This is a genomic window from Mesorhizobium sp. B4-1-1, from assembly GCF_006439375.1.
Classification (GTDB): Bacteria; Pseudomonadota; Alphaproteobacteria; order Rhizobiales; family Rhizobiaceae; genus Mesorhizobium.
Genome location: NZ_VFTH01000019.1, coordinates 24,417 through 43,614, shown reverse-complemented (window position 1 = coordinate 43,614; position 19,198 = coordinate 24,417). Strand labels below are relative to the sequence as shown.

Below are 19,198 nucleotides of genomic sequence, written 5' to 3'. Positions count from 1 at the left end.
ATGCGCGTGCTCGTCGTCGAGGATGACAAGGATCTCAACCGGCAGCTGGCCGACGCGCTGGTCGACGCCGGCTATGTGGTCGACCGCGCCTATGACGGCGAGGAGGCGCACTTCCTCGGCGACACCGAGCCTTACGATGCCGTGGTCCTCGATATCGGCCTGCCGCAGATGGACGGCATCAGCGTTGTCGAGCGCTGGCGCCGCGGCGACCGCAAGATGCCGGTGCTGATCCTGACCGCGCGCGACCGCTGGAGCGACAAGGTGGCCGGCATTGACGCCGGCGCCGACGACTATGTGACCAAACCCTTCCACATCGAGGAGGTGCTGGCCCGGGTGCGGGCGCTGATCCGTCGCGCCGCCGGCCATGCATCGTCGGAGCTCACTTGCGGGCCGCTGCGCCTCGACACCAAGGCGTCCAAGGCCGACGTCAACGGCGTGCCGCTCAAACTCACCTCGCATGAGTTCCGGCTGCTCGCTTACCTGATGCATCATATGGGCGAGGTGGTGTCGCGCACCGAGCTGGTCGAGCATCTCTACGACCAGGATTTCGACCGCGATTCCAACACCATCGAGGTGTTTGTCGGCAGGCTTCGCAAGAAGATGGGCATCGACATGATCGAAACCGTGCGTGGCATGGGCTATCGCATGCGTGAGCCGGAGGCGTGACGCGGAACCGCTGAAGCCAACCACAGGCGCGCGGCTCTCGAGACTGCGGCTTTGGCCGCGCTCTCTGACCTTCCGCGTCATCGCTTTTTCCACCATCTGGGCGATCCTGACGCTGGTCGTCATCTTCACCCTCATCACCACGCTTTACCGCCAGGCCAGCGAACGCGGCTTCGACAGCCTGCTTTCGGCGCATCTGTTCAACCTGATCGGTTCCGTCGGCATTTCCGACAACGGCGCGCTGACCGGCTCGCCCGACCTCGGCGACCTGCGCTTTTCCGAGCCGAATTCCGGCTGGTACTGGTCGGTCGAGCCTGCTTCCGAAGGCGTGCATGGCGAAATCCATTCCTCCTCGATGACGACTTCACTCTTGTCGCCGAGCGTCGCGGAAGTGCCCTTCAACTCGAACTTCCAGCGCAGCTATTCGATGGAGGGCATAAAGGGCGAGCAACTCGAAGTTTTCGAGAGCGAGTTCGTGCTGGACGCGAAGAACCGCGCCGCCCGTTTCCGCGTCATGGGCAACCACAGCGAGCTCGAGCAGGAGATCGCCAGCTTCCAGCGCCGCCTGCTCACCTATCTGTCGCTGTTCGGCGTCGGCATGATCGCCATCAACGCCATCGCCATCCTCCTAGGTCTCCAGCCTTTGCGCCGGGTCCGCAATGCGCTGGCTATGGTGCGCGAAGGCACCGCCCAGCGGCTCGACGGCAGCTTCCCGGCCGAGATCGAGCCGCTGGCCAACGAGACCAATGCGCTGATCGAGAACAACCGGCGCATCGTCGAGCGCTCGCGCACCCAGGTCGGCAACCTTGCCCATTCGCTGAAGACGCCGCTCGCCGTGCTGATCAATGAGGGCCGGGCGCTCGGCGGCGCCAAGGGCCAGTTGATCGCCGAGCAGGCGGCCTCGATGCAGAAGCAGGTCGACCACTATCTGCAGCGCGCCCGCGTCGCCGCGCAGCGCGACAGCGTCGTCTTCCGCACGCCGGTTTCGCCGCTGGTCGAGCGCATGGTGCGCGTGCTGCGGAAACTCAACCCGCAAACCAGGCTGACGCTGTCGCTGCCGCCGGCGGAGATCGTCTTTGCCGGCGAGCGCGAGGATCTCGAGGAACTGCTCGGCAACCTGCTCGACAATGCGATGAAATGGGCCAAAGGCGCCGTCGCCGTGACGATCGCCACTATTTCGGGAAGCGGCAACCTGTTTGAAATCGTTATAGAGGATGACGGCCCGGGCATTCCCGAGGACAGTGCGCGGGAGGTGTTGAAGCGTGGCAAGAGACTCGACGAGACGAAGCCGGGAACAGGGCTCGGGCTCGCCATTGTCGCCGACCTCGTCAACGAGTATGGAGGCTGGCTGGCGCTGGAACGGTCCGGCATGGGCGGCTTGAGGGCGGTGGTGAGATTGCGGAGCCTTCAATGATGTTTTTTATCGATTTTCGAGCAAGGGCTGGCGGCCAAATTTCCGACAAATATCAACACTATGGGCTCGATGTCCTCCCCGATGACGCGGCCCCCAGCTCATCCCGCTCAAGAGAACCGGTTGTTGGCATGAAGATCCGCGTCGCGCTCGTTTCCGCCCTGCTCGCCGTTTCCGGCTGCACGACGCTCGGCAGGGGCGGTCCAACCTCTCCGGTCACGCCTGTTTCCACGCCGCCCGCCGGCGGCAAGGTCTCGACCGGCATCGTTTCGGCCATGAATGGCGGGCTTATCGGCGGATCGGTCGGCTCGGGCCTCAGCGATGCCGAAAAGCGCAAGGGCCTGGAAGCGGAGTACAAGGCGCTGGAATACAACACCAGTGGCCAGAAAGTGACGTGGAAGAGCGACAACTCCTCGCATTATGGCGAGGTCGTCGCCGCCCAGCCCTACCGGGTCGGCTCGCAGGATTGCCGCCAGTACACCCACACCGTCTATACCAGTGGCGCGGGCGTCACCGCGCGCGGCACCGCCTGCCGCAACGCCGATGGCAGCTGGACGCCGCTGACCTGACGGCTTTCGAACGGAATTAGGCCTGTGGCCGACGGCGCCTGCCGTCAAAGCGTCGCACGATGGTCGTGTTGGCAGGGCAGGGCTCTGCCGCTATTGGAATAGGCATGCTGTTTTGGGTCATAGCCGCAATCCTCACGCTGGGCGCCAGCCTGGCGGTGCTGTTGCCGCTCACCGGCGGCATGAAAGGCGCGTCGCCGGCCGGCGATCATGATCTCGAAGTCTATCGCGACCAGCTTTCCGAGCTCGACCGCGACATGGCGCGCGGCCTGATCCAGCCGGGCGAGGCCGAGGAGGCGCGTGCCGAGATCGGCCGCCGCATCCTGCGTCTGGGCGCGGCTGAAGAGCCGGCCTCGGCGACGCCCAGGCCCGCGCGCGGCGCCAGATGGGTCGCCAGCGTGGCCGTGCTTGCGGTTCCCCTGCTGAGCTGGGGACTCTACGGGATGCTCGGCTCTCCCGATCTGCCCTCGCAGCCGCTGGCCGAACGTCTGGCCAAGAACCCGGCCGATGCCTCGGTCGACGAACTGGTCGCCCGCGCCGAAGCCCATCTCGCCGCCAATCCGTCGGACGGCAAGGGCTGGGATGTGCTGGCGCCGATCTATCTTCGGCTGCAGCGCTTTCCTGACGCCGTGACCGCCTATCGCAACGCCATCCGCCTCGACGGCGACAGCGCCGTGCGCCAGTCGGGTCTCGGCGAGGCGATCGCCAGTGCTGCCGGCGGCATCGTTTCGGCCGACGCCCAAAGCGCCTTCGAGGCAGCCCTGAAGCTCGATCCGGCCAACGCCAAGGCGAATTTCTACTTGGGCGTCGGCCTCGCCCAGGAAGGCAGGAAGGCCGAGGCAGTTGCTGCCTGGCAAAAGATGCTCGGCCAGCTCGCGCCGGATTCGCCCTGGCGCAACGCCGTTCAGCAGGCGCTTGCCGAGGCCGGCGAACCGGCTGTCGCCGAGGCCGCGCCGGCAAACGGGCCGGACGCGCAGCAGGTGGAAGCCGCGCAACAGATGTCGCCGCAGGACCGGAAGGCGATGATCGAGACCATGGTCGCCGGGTTGGACGACAAATTGAAGCAGAATCCGCGTGACGAGGAAGGATGGATGCGGCTCATCCGTTCCTATGTCGTACTTGGCAAGGCCGACCAGGCGCGGGCCGCGCTCGGCCGCGCTGTCGCCGCCTTCGGGGCGGACAGTGAACAGGCCAGGAAATTCACCGCCTTCGCCACCTCGCTCGGCGTAACGGCGACGGAGTAAGGCAATGACGCGCAAGCAGAAGCGACTGTCGGTGATCGTGGCGGGGCTGGCTTTCCTCGGCGCCGCTGCCGGCCTCACCTTCTATGCGCTTGGACAGAAGGCCTCCTATTTCTACATGCCGGCCGATCTCGCCACGGCGAGTTTGCCGCCCGGACAACGCATCCGGCTCGGCGGTCTCGTCGAGAAGGGCACCATCGTGCGCGGCCAGGGCGCCACCGTCGCCTTCTCGGTCACCGACAAGCAGAAATCGGTCAAGGTCACCTATACCGGCATCCTGCCCGACCTGTTCCGCGAGGATCAGGGCGTCATCACCGAGGGCGCTTTCGGCCCGGACGGCGTGTTCGTCGCAGACAGCGTTTTGGCCAAGCATGACGAGCGTTACATGCCCAAGGAAGTCGCCGACGGCCTGAAGGCCAAGGGCGTCTGGCAGGAAAGCACAAATTGATGGTTGAGACCGGACATTTCGCGCTCGTGCTGGCCTTCGCTCTGTCGCTGGTGCAGATGCTGGTGCCGCTCGTCGGCGCCCGCACCGGCAATCAGCGCCTGATGGCGGTCGGCGGTCCGGTGACGGTCACCGGCTTCGCGTTGACCGCGCTGTCCTTCGCCGCCCTTGCCAGCGCCTATGCCGGCTCCGACTTCTCGGTGGCGAGCGTGTGGGAGAACTCCCATTCGCTGCAGCCGATGATCTACAAGATCACCGGTACCTGGGGGAACCACGAAGGCTCGATGCTGCTGTGGGTGCTGATCCTGACCTTCTTCGGCGCGCTGGTCGCGGTCTTCGGCAACAACCTGCCGTCAACGCTCAAGGCCAATGTGCTGGCCGTGCAGGGCATGATCGGCGCCGCCTTCTTCCTGTTCATCCTGGCGACGTCCAATCCATTCATCCGCCTCAACCCGGCGCCGATCGAGGGCCGCGACCTCAATCCGATCCTGCAGGATCTCGGCCTCGCCATCCATCCGCCGATGCTCTATCTCGGCTATGTCGGCTTCTCGATCTGCTTCTCCTTTTCGGTCGCGGCGCTGATCGAGGGGCGCATCGACGCCTCCTGGGCGCGCTGGGTGCGACCCTGGACGCTGGTCGCCTGGATGTTCCTCACCGGCGGCATCGCCATGGGTTCCTACTGGGCCTATTACGAGCTCGGCTGGGGCGGCTTCTGGTTCTGGGATCCGGTCGAGAACGCCTCCTTCATGCCCTGGCTCGCCGGCACCGCGCTGCTTCATTCGGCGATCGTCATGGAGAAGCGCTCGGCGCTGAAGATCTGGACGCTGCTGCTCGCCATCCTGACTTTCTCGCTGTCGCTGCTGGGCACTTTCCTGGTGCGTTCCGGCGTGCTGACCTCGGTGCACGCCTTCGCCACCGATCCGGCGCGCGGCGTCTTCATCCTGTGCATCTTGACGCTGTTCATCGGCGGCTCGCTGGCGCTGTTTGCGCTGCGCGCCTCGCGGCTGACGGCGGGCGGCCTGTTCCATCCGATCTCGCGCGAGGGCGCGCTGGTGCTGAACAATCTCTTTCTCACAACCGCCACGGCGACGGTGCTGGTCGGCACACTCTACCCCCTGGCGCTGGAGGCGATCACCGGCGGCAAGATCTCTGTCGGCGCGCCGTTCTTCGACCTGACCTTCGGCCCGCTGATGCTGCCGCTGCTCGCGATCGTGCCGTTCGGCCCCTTGCTCGCCTGGAAACGCGGCGACGTCATTGCCGCCTCGCAGCGGCTGATGGCGGCCTTCGCCCTGGCGATCGCCGCAATGCTGGTCACTGGCCTGTTCATCGACGGCGCCTCGGTCTTCGCAGCACTCGGCGTCGGCCTCGCCGTCTGGCTGGTCGCCGGCGCACTGACCGACCTTGCCGTCAAATCCGGTTTCGGTTCGGTGGCGCCGGCCGTCATGCTGCGCCGCTTCGCCGGCCTGCCGCGCTCGGTCTTCGGCACGGCGCTGGCGCATCTTGGCCTTGGGCTGACCTTGCTCGGCATCGTCGGCACGCTCTCCTTCGGCACCGAGAAAATCCTCTCCATGCATCCCGGCGAGACGGTGGAGCTCTCCGGCCATACGCTGCGCTTCGAAGGGCTCTCCCCGCAGAAAGGTCCGAATTTCACCGAAGATCGCGGCCGCTTCCTGATGATAGGCGCCGACGGCAACGCCGATGGCGCAATCACCTCCGCGAAACGCTTCTATCCGGTGCGCCAGACGGTGACGACGGAGTCCGGCATCAGGACGATTGGGTTGAGCCAGCTTTATCTGTCGCTCGGCGACGAGAACAACGACGGCTCCGTCGTCGTGCGCCTCTGGTGGAAGCCGTTGGTGACGCTGATCTGGGGCGGCGGCCTGGTGATGATGGCGGGCGCGGCCATGTCGCTGCTCGACCGCCGCCTGCGCGTCGGCGCGCCGGCAAAGCGGCGCAAGCCGGCGGCGGCCTTGGCGACCCCGACATGAAAGCGAGGTTTTCGCTCGCCTCGCTGGTCCTGCTGCTGGCGCTGTTCTTCGCCGGCGCGGCCCAGGCGGTGAAGCCTGACGAAGTCTTGCAGGACCCGGCCTTGGAGGCGAGGGCGCGCGCGCTGTCCGAAGGTCTGCGCTGCATGGTCTGCCAGAACCAGTCGATCGACGAGTCCGATGCCGATCTTGCCCGGGACCTGCGCGTCCTGGTGCGCCAGCGCCTCGTCGCCGGCGACACCGACCAGCAGGTGATGGATTACATCGTCTCGCGCTATGGCGAGTTCGTGCTGCTCAAGCCGCGCTTCAGCCTGCGCACCGCGCTGTTGTGGGGCACGCCGCTGCTCCTGCTGCTTGTTGGCGGAGCCTTCATCGTCATCGGCGCCCGCTCGCGCCGTTCGACGACAGCTGCGCTTTCGGCGGAGGAACAGGCGGCTCTCGACTCGATCCTGCGCCGCGAATAGACCACGCCTGCGGTCCAACATTACAAAACTTTCATGTACCGGAAATGGCGCCGTAATGTGCGGCTCTCTAATCCTCTTGCCCGAGGATGCTTCGCCTGAGCGCATCCACGTCGATAGAGGATAAGAACCCCCATGAATAACGCCCCCAATTCATTTTCCAGCACCCGAAAGCGCCTGATGGCCGCCGTCGCTTCCCTGGCCCTTGTCGGCACGGTTGGCGCGGGCATGATCGCAACCGGCACCGCCCCCGTGCTGGCTGATGCCGTGCGCGTCGAAGCCCCGCAGATGCCGAGCTTCGCCGATGTCGTCGAGCACGTCTCGCCGGCGGTCGTCAGCGTCAAGGTCAAGGCCAAGATCCAGCCGACGGCCGACAACGGCTCGGACGATCAGGACGGTTTCGACAACCTGCCTGACAATCCGCAGCTGCGCCGCTTTTTCAAGGAATTCCGCGGCTTCGGCGACCAGGGTCAGGGCGGCCAGTTCGGCATGCGCCGCTTCAACCATCGCGACCATGGCAATGGCGAGCCGCGTCCGGTCGCTCAGGGCTCGGGCTTCTTCATCTCGGAAGACGGTTATCTCGTCACCAACAACCATGTGGTTTCGGAAGGCTCGGACTTCAGTGTCGTCACCAATGACGGCAAGGAGCTCGACGCCAAGCTGATCGGCACCGATCCGCGCACCGATCTTGCCGTGCTCAAGGTCGATGGCGGGGGCAACAAGTTCACCTATGTCGACTTTGCCGACGACTCCAAGGTCCGCATCGGTGACTGGGTGGTTGCGGTCGGCAATCCCTTCGGTCTCGGCGGCACCGTCACCGCGGGTATCGTCTCGGCTCGCGGCCGTGACATCGGCGCCGGCCCCTATGATGACTTCATCCAGATCGACGCCTCGGTCAACCGCGGCAATTCGGGCGGTCCGACCTTCAACCTCAACGGCCAGGTGATCGGCATCAACACCGCCATCTTCTCGCCGTCGGGCGGCAGCGTCGGCATTGCCTTCGACATCCCGGCCTCGACCGCCAAGCAGGTCGTCCAGGACCTGATGAAGAGCGGCTCCGTCCAGCGCGGCTGGCTCGGCGTCGAGATCCAGCCGGTCACCTCCGACATCGCGGAGTCGCTCGGCCTGAAGTCGGACAAGGGCGCGCTGGTCTCGAGCGCCCAGGATTCCGGTCCGGGCAAGAAGGCGGGCATCGTCGCCGGCGATGTCATCACCCAGATCGACGGCAAGGATGTCGCCTCGCCCAAGGAACTCGCCCGGATGATCGGTGCATTCGCGCCGGGCAAATCCGTCGATGTTACCGTCTGGCGCAGCGGCAAGGATGAGACGGTCAAGGTCGATCTCGGCACGCTGCCGGCAAGCGACAAGCAGGCCTCGAACGACGACAACAACAAGCAGTCGGCGCCCGCCGCCAAGGCCGACACGCTGGCCGATCTCGGCCTGACCGTCACCAAGGCGGAAAACGGCAAGGGCCTCGTGGTCACCGACGTCGATCCCGACAGCGACGCGGCCGACCGCGGCATCCAGCCCGGCGACGTCATCACCTCGATCAATTCGAACGACGTGAACACCACCGACGACGTGTCCAAGGCGATGACCGATGCCGCCAAGGCCGGCCGCAAGGCCGTGCTGATGCAGATCACCCGCGACGACTCCAACCGCTTCGTCGCGCTGCCGGTCGGCAAGGGCTGATCTTCAATTTTCAACTTTTCCCTGCGGCGGTATCAACACCCCCGAGCCGCCGCCGGGAAAACATGGGGCCGAGCACGTAAGTCAGTCACCGTGTTTCGCTCCTGGCGGCAGCGGGTTTCCCATCACCCGCTGCCGCTTATCGCATGTCGCCCAAAAGTGGGTAGCGGTTTTGGGATCACGACATGCGGAACGAAATGCATGTCGCCCAAAAGTGGTTGCCGGTTTTGGGAAGAAGACATGCGACCAATGAAGGCAAGGCACGAAGAATGACTGCCTCTCAAACTTCCGGTGAAATCGCGTATAACGGCTCCATGAAGATTCTCGTCATGGAAGACGATCGCGAGGCGGCGGATTATTTGCAGAAAGCCTTCGCCGAGGCGGGCCACACCGCCCATGTCGCCGGCGACGGCGAGACCGGCTTCGCGCTCGCCGATGCCGGCGACTATGACGTGATGGTGGTCGATCGCCTGATGCCGCGCCGTGACGGCCTTTCGGTGATCGCCGCACTTCGCTCGCGCGGCAACACCACGCCGGTGCTGATCCTTTCGGCGCTGGGCGAGGTCGACGACCGCGTCACGGGCTTGCGCGCCGGCGGCGACGATTATCTCACCAAGCCCTATGCCTTTTCCGAATTGCTTGCCCGCGTCGAGGTGCTGAACCGCCGCGCCAGCGCGCGCGAGTCCGAGACCGTCTACCGCGTCGGCGATCTCGAGCTCGACCGGCTGTCGCATTCGGTCAAGCGCGCCGGCCGCGAGATCACGCTGCAGCCGCGCGAGTTCCGCCTGCTCGAATATCTGATGCGCCATGCCGGGCAGGTGGTGACGCGAACCATGCTTCTGGAAAATGTCTGGGACTATCATTTCGATCCGCAGACCAACGTCATCGACGTCCACGTCTCGCGCCTGCGCGGCAAGATCGAAAAAGGCTTCGACAAGCCGATCCTGCACACGATCCGCGGCGCCGGCTACATGCTGAAGGGCGGGTGAAGCCACAGATGGCTCTCTCCCTGCCGGCCATCATGAAGACGACGGCGGCCCGGCTCTCGGCGCTCTATCTTCTGCTTTTCGCGCTCTGCGCCGTGCTGCTCGTCTTCTACATGACGTCGCTTTCGGCGCGCATGCTAACCGCGCAGACGCAGGAGACCATCAACGACGAGGTGCTGGGCCTGGCCCGCGCCTATCAGCGCGGCGGCCTGCCGGTGCTGGTGCGCGTCGTCGAGGCCCGCTCGCGCCAGCCCGGCGCCAATCTTTACCTGATCGCCGACGCCAACGGCCAGATCCTGACCGGCAATGTGCAGAGCCTGGAGCCGGGGGTCATAGAGACCGAGGGCTGGACGACAGAACCGTTTTCCTACCAGCGCTTCGGCGAGGGCGAGCTCGATCGGCTGCGCAGCGGCGGTTCGGACCAGGCCACGCCTCCGGCCAACGACAGCAGCAACAGCCCCCAGTCCACGGGGGAAAAGGGCCACAACGCCATCGCGCTGGTGTTGAGACTGCCCAACCAGATGATCATGCTGGTCGGCCGCGACCTCGGCGAGCCCGAGCGCTTCCGCGCCGTCATCAGCCGCGCGCTGACCCTGGCGCTCGGTATGATGGGGCTTGGCGGCATCCTGATCTGGTTCTTTGTCGGGCGCGCGGCGCTCAAGCGCATCGACAGCGTCTCGGACGCCAGCCGCCGCATCATGGGCGGCGATTTGTCCGGACGGCTGCCGGTCACCGGCGCTGGCGACGAATTCGACCGCCTGTCGGCGAACCTCAATTCGATGCTGGCCAGGATCGCCATGCTGAACGAGGGGCTGAAGCAGGTCTCCGACAACATCGCCCATGATCTGAAGACGCCGCTGACCAGGCTGCGCAACCGCGCCGAGGCGACGCTCGCCGGCAGGCACAAGACGGAAGATTACCGCCAGGCGCTGGAAGGCACGATCGCGGAGTCCGACCAGCTCATCAAGACATTCAACGCCATCCTGATGATCTCGCGCCTGGAGGCCGGCTATTCCTCGGAACAGACCGGTCCCGTCGATCTCGCCGCGACGGTGAGCGACGTCGTCGAACTCTACGAGCCGGTGGCGGAAGAGGCGGGCGTCGCGCTGGAAGCGACAGTGCCCGAGGCCTTTACCATCAACGGCAACCGCGAGTTGATCGGCCAGGCGCTGTCCAACATCGTCGACAACGCCATCAAATACTCGACCGACGCCGCCGAGACGCCGAAAGTGCGTGTGGCGCTGGAGCGCATCGGCAACGAGATCAAGCTTGCCGTCAGCGACAACGGCCACGGCATTCCGGACGACGCCGATCGTGCCCGAGCCACGGAGCGTTTCGTGCGCCTGGAAAAGAGCCGATCGCAGCCGGGCTCGGGCCTGGGTCTCAGCCTGGCCAAGGCAATCATGACTTTCCACAACGGAAGGCTTGATCTTTTGCCCGCCAATCCCGGATTGTCCGTGGTTATGAGTTTCCCATTGCGGGAGACGCATTGACGGCGCGGATAAATGGCGAAGAAGAAAATCGAATCCGAATTCCGGCTTAACCCGACACTGGCGCTCCGCCCCCTGGACGCGAAACATGCCCGGCGCGAATTGTCGGAAATCGCCGACGCCGCCGAGGAGGAGGGGCTTTCCCGACTCGCAGCGTTCCTGGCGGGCCAGGGGCCGCTGCAGGATCTGCTGGCGGCCGTCTTCGACCTCACGCCCTTCCTGCGCGATGTGGCGCGCCGGCGGCCGGCGATCCTCGATACGCTGTTCGACCTGACGATCGAAGCGCGGCTCGATGCCATAGGCGAAGCGATCGGCGGCGCGGCCAAGGCGGAAGACGCTTCGGAAGCGAGCCTGATGATGGCGCTCAGGCAATGGAAGACCGAAGCGCATTTCCTGATCGCGCTGGCCGACCTTTCAGGCGAGGCGGAGACCTCCGTGACGGTGCGCCGGCTCAGCGATCTTGCGGACGCCTGCACATGCGCCGCCGTCGATTTCCTGCTGCTCGACGCGCATCGGCAAGGCAAGGTCAAACTACCGCATCCGGCCGAGCCTGCCAGGGATTCAGGCTGGATCCTGCTCGGCATGGGCAAACTCGGCGCGCATGAGCTGAACTTTTCCTCCGACATCGATCTCGTCGTCTTCTTCGAGCCGGAGGCGCCGGCCGTCATCGATCCGCTCGACGCGACCGAACTGTTCTCCAGGCTCACCCGCCGTCTCGTGCGCATCCTGCAGGATCGCACCGAGCATGGCTATGTCTTCCGCACCGATCTGAGGCTGCGCCCCGATCCCGGCTCGACGCCGCTGGCGATCCCGGTCGAGGCAGCACTTCGCTATTACGAGGCGCGCGGGCAGAACTGGGAGCGCGCCGCCATGATCAAGGCGCGGCCGGTTGCCGGCGATCTTGCTGCCGGCGCCGCCTTCCTCAAGGAATTGCAACCCTATGTCTGGCGCAAATACATGGACTACGCGGCGATCGCCGACGTCCATTCGATCAAGCGCCAGATCCATGCCCACAAGGGCCATGGCGAGATCGCCGTGAAGGGTCACAACGTCAAGCTCGGCCGCGGTGGCATCCGTGAGATCGAGTTCTTCGTCCAGACCCAGCAGCTCATCGCCGGCGGCCGCTTCCCGGAACTGCGCGGCCGCGAGACCGTGCCGATGCTCGCAGCGCTTGCCGCGCGCGGCTGGATCACCGCTGACGCCCGCGATGCGCTCACCCGCCAATACTGGTTCCTGCGCCGTGTCGAGCACGCCATCCAGATGGTCGCCGACGAGCAGACGCACATCCTGCCGGAAGAAGACGAGGAGCTCAAACGCATCGCACTGATGCTGGGTTTTGCCGGCGAGGCGGAATTCACGCAGGCCTTCCGCGCCTCGCTGCAGCAGGTCGAGCGCCATTACGCGGCGCTCTTCGAAACCGCTCCCGAACTCTCGGCCGGCGTCGGCAATCTGGTCTTCACCGGCGATGTCGACGATCCCGATACGCTGCAGACGCTGCATGGCCTCGGCTTCCAGCGGCCGAGCGACATCTGCCGCGTCATCCGCGGCTGGCATTTCGGGCGCTACCGCGTCACCCAGTCGGCGGAGGCGCGCGAGAGGCTGACCGAACTGACCCCGGCGCTGCTGAAAGCCTTCGGCCAGACGCGTCGCGCCGACGAGGCGCTGATGCGCTTCGACGAGTTCCTCGCCGGCCTGCCGGCGGGCATCCAGCTTTTCTCGCTGCTGCAATCGAACCCGGCGCTCTTGAAGCTGATGGCGACCATCATGGGCGCGGCGCCGAGGCTGGCTGCCATCATCACCCGCCGCCCGCATGTCTTTGACGGCCTGCTCGACCCGGCCTTGCTTACCGAACTGCCGGACCGCGCCTATCTTTCGGCGCGGCTTGCCGCCTTCATCGAGGGCGACCGCGCCTATGAGGATGTGCTCGACCGCCTGCGCATCTTCGCCTCCGAGCAGAAATTCCTGATCGGCGTGCGCCTGCTTGCCGGCTCGATCGATCCCGCGCGCGCCGGCCGCGCCTTCTCCGATCTCGCCGACCTCACCATCGAGGCGGCGCTGAACGCGGTGATCGCCGAATTCGCGCTGCGCCACGGCAGTGTCGCGGGCGGCAGGGTGGCCCTGCTCGGCATGGGCAAGCTCGGCAGCCGCGAACTCACGGCCGGTTCGGATGTCGATCTCATCCTGCTCTACGACCACGACGCGGATGCCGAGGACTCCGACGGCGAAAAGCCGCTGGCGCCTTCGCATTACTATACCCGCATGACGCAGCGCCTGATCGCCGCCGTCTCGGCGCCGACGGCCGAAGGCGTGCTCTATGAGTTGGACCTGCGCCTGCGCCCCTCGGGCAACAAGGGGCCGGTCGCCACCCATATCGATGCGTTCAAGAAGTATCAGCGCCAGGACGCCTGGACCTGGGAACACATGGCGCTGGCACGAGCCCGCGCCGTCGGCGGCGATGCCGTACTCTGCGCCGAGCTCGACGATGAGGTGGCGGTGGTGCTGGCGCAGCCGCGCAATGCCGCCAAGGTGAAAGCCGAGGCCTTAGACATGCGCGCGCTGATCGAGAAGGAGAAGCCGCCGCGCGATCTCTGGGACATCAAGCTGATCCCGGGCGGGCTCATCGATCTCGAATTCATCGCCCAGGTCGCGGTCATCGCCGGCGATGTCGAGCCCGGTCGCCGGTTCACGGCGACCGCCGACATTTTGGCCCGGCTTTCTCCTGATTTCGCCTCAGCCGATGTGCGTGAAGAGCTTGGCGAGGCCTATCGGCTCTATCTGGCGCTGACCCAGATGATCAGGCTTTGCCTCATCGGCGAGTTCCAGCGCGACGATGTCCCGCCTGGACTCTCGGATCTGCTGCTGGCGGTCACCGACCTGCCGGATTTCGCCGTCCTGGAAGCACATCTCAAGGAGACGTCGCGGAAGGTCAGGCAGGATTTTGGCCACTTGCTTCGCACGGGCGCGTCGAAACGCGGGATGAATTAGGCCGCCGCCTTCACTGTCGGAGGAGCCTTCTTCAGCGGAATGCGCACCGACACGATGGTGCCTGCACCCTCGGTCGAGCGGATCTTCAGCGCGCCGCCCTGCAATTCGGCCAGCGAGCGCGAGATGGCGAGTCCGAGGCCCGAGCCGGTGTGGTTCTTGGAGAACTGGTTCTGCACCTGCTCGAACGGCCGTCCGAGCTTGCTCAGCGCCTGCTTGGGGATGCCGCAGCCATTGTCCTCGATGGTGAGCAGCAGCGCCCCGGACGTGTTGCGAGCCCTGACCGTGATTTTGCCGCCCTGTCCGGTGAATTTCACCGCGTTGGAGAGCAGGTTGATGGCGATCTGCTTGATCGCGCGGCGGTCGGCATAGACGCGCATCGCATCGGCGATGCGCGTCTCGACATTGATCGACTTTTCCGCCGCCTGCAGCGAGATCACCCGCACCGTCTCCTTGATCAGCGGGCAGAGGTCGATCTCCTCGCGGTCGAGCGAGAACTGGCCGGCTTCGATCTTCGACATGTCGAGGATGTCGTTGATGACGCCGAGCAGGTATTTGCCGCTGCCGTTGATGTCGGTCGCGTATTCCTCGTAGCGCTCGGAGCCGAGCGGCCCGAACAGGCCCTGCTGCATCAGCTCGGAGAAGCCGATGATGGCGTTGAGCGGCGTGCGCAATTCATGCGACATATTGGCGAGGAATTCCGACTTGGCACGATTGGCCGCCTCGGCGCGCTCGGTTTCCTTCATGTATTTGCGGTTGAGCTCGACCAGTTCGCTGGCGCGTTCCTCCTCGGCGCGGCGGGCCAGGCTGAGATCGTGGATCGTCGCCATCAGCCGGCGCTCGCTGTCGACCAGTTTTTCCTGGTGCAGCTTGATCTGCGTGATGTCGGAGCCCACGGAAACGACGCCGCCGTCGCGGGTCCTGAGCTCGTTGACCTGCAGCCAGCGGCCGTCGGCAAGCTGGCGCTCCAAGCTGACGCCGCCCTGCGGCCCGTTGGCATTGGCGAGCCTGCGTTCCGAGGCGAAGGCCAGCATGCGCTCCTCCAGCATATCGCGGGTCGCGCCCGGTACCACGTCGCGGTCCGACAGCCCGTTGTCCTTCTGGAACTTCGAATTGCACATGATCAGCCGTTCGGCGGCATCCCACAGCACGAAGGATTCGTTGATGTTCTCGATCGCGGTCCTGAGCCGCATGTCGGCCGCTTCCGAGCGCAGCGCCAAGTGCCGCTGCTCGGTGACGTCGACGGCGATGCCGATCAGCTGGATCTCCGGCGCCTCCGGGTCGATCACCTGGGCGCGGGCTCGCATCCACACCCACTGCCCGTCGGCATGGCGCATGCGGAAAACCTGGTCGATATGGTCGATCTCGCGTTCGATGATGCGGTTGGCGAGCTCGAACAGGTCGCCGTCTTCCGGGTGGATGATCTCGTCGACCTCGCCGAAGGAGAGCATCGTATCGCAGGGCTCATAGCCCAGCATGTCGTACATCGAGCGCGACCAGTACATCTTGCCGCGCACCATGTCCCAGTCCCACAACCCGCAGCGGCCGCGCACCAGCGCCATGTCGATGCGCTGATGCGCTTCGAGATAGATGCGGTCCGCCGCCTGGGCGCGCGCCGCCTGGCCGAAATAGGCGTAGAGGATGACGATCAGCACGCCCGCCGTCAGCACGAACAGCGTGACGTTGAGCGACATCGACTTGCGCCAGCTGTCGAACACCGCTTCCTGCGGCACCAGCACGGCGGCCGCATGTTTGCGGTCGCCGCTGAGGCTGACGGCGGCAAACCAGTCCTGTCCCGAGATGCTGACGTCCATCACGCCGGCGCGGTCGCCGAACATGAACAGCGGCTGGCCGCCCAGCACGAGGCTGTCCAGCGTGCGGCCCTGCCAGCCCGTCGACAGCGGCGAAACGGCGATGACCTTGAAGTTGGCATCGGTGATGGCGAGCACATGGGCGCGGCTCATGGCGCCCTGGCGGCCGGTGTTCTCCAGGAGGCTTATGGCATTGACGCCGGCCGCGCTGGGGTCGGCGGTGACGGCCTGCGCCATCTGGCCGGCAGCCAGCGCCAGCACGGCCTTGGCGTCGCGCTCGATCTCGTCATGCTCGTTCATGAGCGACAGGAAGCGCAGCGCGGCGATGACGACGAGAAAAACGACGATCAGCGCCGGGATCGACCGGCGCAGCAGCGGCTCGGCGGCCAGGAGCCGCTGATAAGTGGGTTCGGCGATCAGGCGCGTATTGCCGGCAAGTCCATCGCTCCTTGCCTTGCGACGCGCAAAAGCCTTCCCTCCGGGCGCGCCCCACGCGTCCGCCTTGGCCATAAATGGCACTCCCCGATCTGCCGCATACTTGGATGATCCGGCTACGCCGCACGCCCGAATCGTCAGTAAAGAATCAAAGCTGATTCGCCTTGTCCAGTGGCGCGGGCGAAAAAGATTAAAAGTTGATTGAAATTTGTCAAAACTGCCGATCGGGGAGATTGCTAGTCACGCCAGCGTCCGTTCCACGATATCGCGCAGATCCGCCGAAAGATTCTCGGCCTTCGCCATGTCGAGCAGCACCTGCCTGGCCTTGGCCTGACGTCCAGGCTCCAGCGAGCGCCAGGAGCGTAGCGCCGTGGCCAGACGCGCCGCCACTTGCGGGTTGCGCTTCTCCACTTCCAGCACCGTCTCGGCGAAGAAACGGTAACCTTCGCCGTCGGGGCGGTGGAAGCCGGTCTGGTTGGCGCTTGAGAAGGTGCCGATCAGCGAACGCACCCGGTTCGGGTTGGCGATCGAGAAGGCTGGGTGCCGCATGAGCTCACGCACTTTCTCGACGGTGTTCGCGCCCGGCACACCGGCCTGGATCTGGAACCATTTGTCGAGTACCAGCGCGTCGCTGCGATAGCGGGCCTCGAAAGCGGCCAGAGCTTCTTCGGCCTCGGCCGTGCCTGGATGGCGATGCGCCAGCACGGCGAGCGCTGCGGCGCGGTCGGTCATGTTGGTGGCGGCGGTGAAGTGCCTTGCGGCGAGGCCCGCGCCGCCCGGCAGCAGCGAAAGATAGTCGAGCAGGATGTTGCGCAAGGCCCTGCGCCCGGCGCTCGCCGCGTCCGGGCTGAACGGACCCTTCTCGGCGAGGCTCTCATAGAGCGCCGGGAAGGCCTCGCTGTTTGCCTCGGCGATCATCCGCGCCATCGCCTCGCGTGCGGCAAAGATGGCGTCCGGGTCGATGCCCTTGCCGATGTCGCGGGCAATATCGGCTTCGCCGGGAAGCGACAGCGCGAGCGCCCGGTAGGCCGGCTCCAGCGCTTCGTCGCCGGCGATCCTGCCGGCAAGCTCGGCAAGCCGCGCCGCAAACACCGGGTCCTTGCCGCCGAGGATCTGGCGGAAGGCGGCGATCAGCGCATCGGTCAAGAGCGTGTTGAACGCCTGCCAGCGCGCGAAGGCGTCGCTGTCATGCGCCGCGAGGAAGAACTGGTCGTCGGCCTTCTGCTGCACCGAAAGCGTGATCGGCGCTGAGAAGCCGCGGTTGAGCGACACCGAAGGCCGTTGCGAAATACCCGAGAAGCGCACCGTGTGCCGACGCTTGCGGATGTGGATGACACCGTCATCCACAATTGCACCCTCGACGGCAGTCCAGGTGACGGGCTTGCCGTTGGCGCCGACAAGACCGAAAGCCAGCGGGATATGCATCAGCCGCTTGCGGCTTTCCGACGGCGTCGGCGGCACCGACTGCTCGATCTCCAGCGTGAACTCCTTTGCCGCCGCATTGTGCGTGGAGCTCACCGTCAGGTTCGGTGTGCCGGCCTGATGGTACCAGAGCGCGAATTGCGCCAGGTCGCGGCCCGAGACGTCCTCGAACACTTTAAGGAAATCCTCGATCGTCGCCGCCTCGCCGTCATGCCGCTCGAAATAGAGGTCCATGCCGGCACGGAAGGTTTCCGGCCCGAGGATGGTGCGGATCATGCGCACCACTTCCGAACCCTTCTCGTAGACGGTCGCGGTGTAGAAGTTGTTGATCTCGCGGTAGCGTCGCGGCCTGACCGGATGCGCCAGCGGCCCCTGGTCTTCCGGGAACTGGTGAGCGCGCAGCGTGCGAACCTCGGCGATGCGCTTCACCGCCCGCGAGCGCTGGTCGGCGGAGAATTCGTGGTCGCGGTAAACCGTCAGCCCTTCCTTCAGGCAGAGCTGGAACCAGTCGCGGCAAGTGATTCTGTTGCCAGTCCAATTGTGGAAATATTCATGCGCGATGATCGCCTCGATGTTGGCGAAGTCGGCATCCGTCGCGGTCTCCTCGTCGGCCAGCACATATTTGTCGTTGAAGACGTTGAGGCCCTTGTTCTCCATGGCGCCCATGTTGAAGTCGGAGACGGCGACGATATTGAAGACATCGAGGTCGTATTCGCGGCCGAAGGCTTCCTCGTCCCATTTCATCGAGCGTTTCAGCGCGTCCATCGCATAGCCGGCAAGCTGCTCCTTGCCGGGCTCCACATAGATGCCGAGCTCGACCTCCCGGCCGGACATGGTGATGAAGCTGCCCGACACCTTGCCGAGCGCCCCCGCCACCAGCGCGAAAAGATAGGAGGGTTTGGGGAAGGGGTCGTGCCAGACCGCGTAGTGCCGGCCGCCGGCGAGCCCGCCGCGTTCGACGGGATTGCCGTTGGAGAGCAGCAATGGCGCCTCGTTGTGCGCGGCTTCGATGCGCACCGTGTAGACCGACAGGATGTCGGGACGGTCGAGGAAATAGGTGATGCGGCGAAAGCCCTCGGCCTCGCATTGCGTGCAATAGACGTTGTTGGAGCGATAAAGGCCCATCAGCGCCTCGTTGCGCGAAGGCGCGATCTCTGTCTCCAGCCGCAGCTCGAAACGCTGCGCCGCCGGCGGCTTCAGGATCGTCAGCCGGTCAGGCGTCGCCTCATAGTCGCTGGCCGGAAGCGTATGCCCGTCGACGGCAATGCCGAGCAACGTCAGCCCGTCGCCGTCGAGCACCAGCGGCGTCGAGGCGGCGACGCCCTCGCGCCGCTCGATCGCAAGCAGCGCGGTCACATGGGCCGCGTCCGGCGACAGGCGGAAGTCGAGGCTGGTCGCGGGGATGAGATAGTCGCTGGGGCGATAGTCTTCGAGCTTGAAGACATGGCCGGTATCTGTGCGCATTCCTTAGGCTTTTCCTGTTGATTTCGGGCGGCCAGCCAGCTTGGCTGGTCCAAGAATTTTGAGGTGCGCGCTCTTTACACGAAACGGCCACTCGACAAAACTGCGGGATAGGTTGTGTCTCGCAATTCCGGACGGAAAACCGTTACA

Annotated in this window: 13 protein-coding genes; 11 read left to right on the top strand and 2 right to left on the bottom strand. The window is 65.4% G+C overall.

Annotated features, from left to right (window positions below; genetic code table 11):
* The 11 genes from FJW10_RS23450 (at position 1) to FJW10_RS23400 (ending at position 13,922) form a co-directional block, all read left to right on the top strand.
* A complete protein-coding gene (locus tag FJW10_RS23450) occupies positions 1-666 on the top strand; it encodes a response regulator transcription factor (protein ID WP_140901825.1) in 666 nt (221 codons plus the stop codon).
* Positions 650-2,077, top strand: coding sequence for an ATP-binding protein (locus FJW10_RS23445; RefSeq protein WP_140901824.1), 1,428 nt, complete (start codon positions 650-652; stop codon positions 2,075-2,077). The genes FJW10_RS23450 and FJW10_RS23445 overlap by 17 nt, the downstream gene beginning before the upstream one ends.
* Before the next feature lie 128 nt (positions 2,078-2,205).
* A complete protein-coding gene (locus tag FJW10_RS23440) occupies positions 2,206-2,643 on the top strand; it encodes a hypothetical protein (protein ID WP_140643565.1) in 438 nt (145 codons plus the stop codon).
* Positions 2,644-2,747: 104 nt separating this feature from the next.
* Positions 2,748-3,884, top strand: coding sequence for a c-type cytochrome biogenesis protein CcmI (gene ccmI / locus FJW10_RS23435; RefSeq protein WP_140901823.1), 1,137 nt, complete (start codon positions 2,748-2,750; stop codon positions 3,882-3,884).
* Between the two features lie 4 nt (positions 3,885-3,888).
* Positions 3,889-4,329 carry a cytochrome c maturation protein CcmE gene (ccmE, locus tag FJW10_RS23430; RefSeq protein ID WP_140901822.1) on the top strand — a complete coding sequence of 147 codons (441 nt, stop codon included), beginning with the start codon at positions 3,889-3,891 and terminating at the stop codon, positions 4,327-4,329.
* Positions 4,329-6,314 carry a heme lyase CcmF/NrfE family subunit gene (locus FJW10_RS23425; RefSeq protein WP_140901821.1) on the top strand — a complete coding sequence of 662 codons (1,986 nt, stop codon included), beginning with the start codon at positions 4,329-4,331 and terminating at the stop codon, positions 6,312-6,314. The genes ccmE and FJW10_RS23425 overlap by 1 nt, the downstream gene beginning before the upstream one ends.
* Complete coding sequence (locus FJW10_RS23420) at positions 6,311-6,775, top strand: cytochrome c-type biogenesis protein (RefSeq protein ID WP_140901820.1); 465 nt, start codon at positions 6,311-6,313, stop codon at positions 6,773-6,775. Before FJW10_RS23425 ends, FJW10_RS23420 begins: the two co-directional genes overlap by 4 nt.
* Positions 6,776-6,907: 132 nt before the next feature.
* Positions 6,908-8,464 carry a Do family serine endopeptidase gene (locus FJW10_RS23415; protein WP_140831036.1) on the top strand — a complete coding sequence of 519 codons (1,557 nt, stop codon included), beginning with the start codon at positions 6,908-6,910 and terminating at the stop codon, positions 8,462-8,464.
* A gap of 311 nt (positions 8,465-8,775) precedes the next feature.
* Positions 8,776-9,450 carry a response regulator transcription factor gene (locus FJW10_RS23410; protein WP_040991372.1) on the top strand — a complete coding sequence of 225 codons (675 nt, stop codon included), beginning with the start codon at positions 8,776-8,778 and terminating at the stop codon, positions 9,448-9,450.
* An 8-nt stretch (positions 9,451-9,458) separates the two neighbouring features.
* A complete protein-coding gene (locus FJW10_RS23405; RefSeq protein ID WP_140831038.1) occupies positions 9,459-10,940 on the top strand; it encodes a HAMP domain-containing sensor histidine kinase in 1,482 nt (493 codons plus the stop codon).
* A gap of 12 nt (positions 10,941-10,952) precedes the next feature.
* The gene (locus FJW10_RS23400) at positions 10,953-13,922 is read left to right on the top strand and encodes a bifunctional [glutamine synthetase] adenylyltransferase/[glutamine synthetase]-adenylyl-L-tyrosine phosphorylase (protein ID WP_140901819.1); all 2,970 of its coding nucleotides are present in this window, start codon (positions 10,953-10,955) and stop codon (positions 13,920-13,922) included.
* On the opposite strand, the gene FJW10_RS23395 is transcribed toward FJW10_RS23400, so the two are convergent.
* On the bottom strand, positions 13,919-16,240 hold the full coding sequence (locus FJW10_RS23395) for a PAS domain-containing sensor histidine kinase (protein WP_140901818.1): 2,322 nt from the start codon (positions 16,238-16,240) through the stop codon (positions 13,919-13,921). The two genes, FJW10_RS23400 and FJW10_RS23395, sit on opposite strands and share 4 nt — an antisense overlap.
* Positions 16,241-16,405: 165 nt before the next feature.
* Positions 16,406-19,051 carry an aminopeptidase N gene (gene pepN, locus FJW10_RS23390; protein ID WP_140901817.1) on the bottom strand — a complete coding sequence of 882 codons (2,646 nt, stop codon included), beginning with the start codon at positions 19,049-19,051 and terminating at the stop codon, positions 16,406-16,408.
* Between the last annotated feature and the right edge of the window lie 147 nt (positions 19,052-19,198).

Bases quoted from the DNA above. Each gene is read 5' to 3' on its own strand.
- FJW10_RS23450 (WP_140901825.1), top strand. From the start codon at position 1: ATGCGCGTGCTCGTCGTCGAGGATGACAAGGATCTCAACCGGCAGCTG.
- FJW10_RS23440 (WP_140643565.1), top strand. From the start codon at position 2,206: ATGAAGATCCGCGTCGCGCTCGTTTCCGCCCTGCTCGCCGTTTCCGGC.
- ccmI (WP_140901823.1), top strand. From the start codon at position 2,748: ATGCTGTTTTGGGTCATAGCCGCAATCCTCACGCTGGGCGCCAGCCTG.
- ccmE (WP_140901822.1), top strand. From the start codon at position 3,889: ATGACGCGCAAGCAGAAGCGACTGTCGGTGATCGTGGCGGGGCTGGCT.
- FJW10_RS23425 (WP_140901821.1), top strand. From the start codon at position 4,329: ATGGTTGAGACCGGACATTTCGCGCTCGTGCTGGCCTTCGCTCTGTCG.
- FJW10_RS23420 (WP_140901820.1), top strand. From the start codon at position 6,311: ATGAAAGCGAGGTTTTCGCTCGCCTCGCTGGTCCTGCTGCTGGCGCTG.
- FJW10_RS23415 (WP_140831036.1), top strand. From the start codon at position 6,908: ATGAATAACGCCCCCAATTCATTTTCCAGCACCCGAAAGCGCCTGATG.
- FJW10_RS23410 (WP_040991372.1), top strand. From the start codon at position 8,776: ATGAAGATTCTCGTCATGGAAGACGATCGCGAGGCGGCGGATTATTTG.
- FJW10_RS23405 (WP_140831038.1), top strand. From the start codon at position 9,459: ATGGCTCTCTCCCTGCCGGCCATCATGAAGACGACGGCGGCCCGGCTC.
- FJW10_RS23400 (WP_140901819.1), top strand. From the start codon at position 10,953: ATGGCGAAGAAGAAAATCGAATCCGAATTCCGGCTTAACCCGACACTG.
- FJW10_RS23395 (WP_140901818.1), bottom strand. From the start codon at position 16,240: ATGGCCAAGGCGGACGCGTGGGGCGCGCCCGGAGGGAAGGCTTTTGCG.
- pepN (WP_140901817.1), bottom strand. From the start codon at position 19,051: ATGCGCACAGATACCGGCCATGTCTTCAAGCTCGAAGACTATCGCCCC.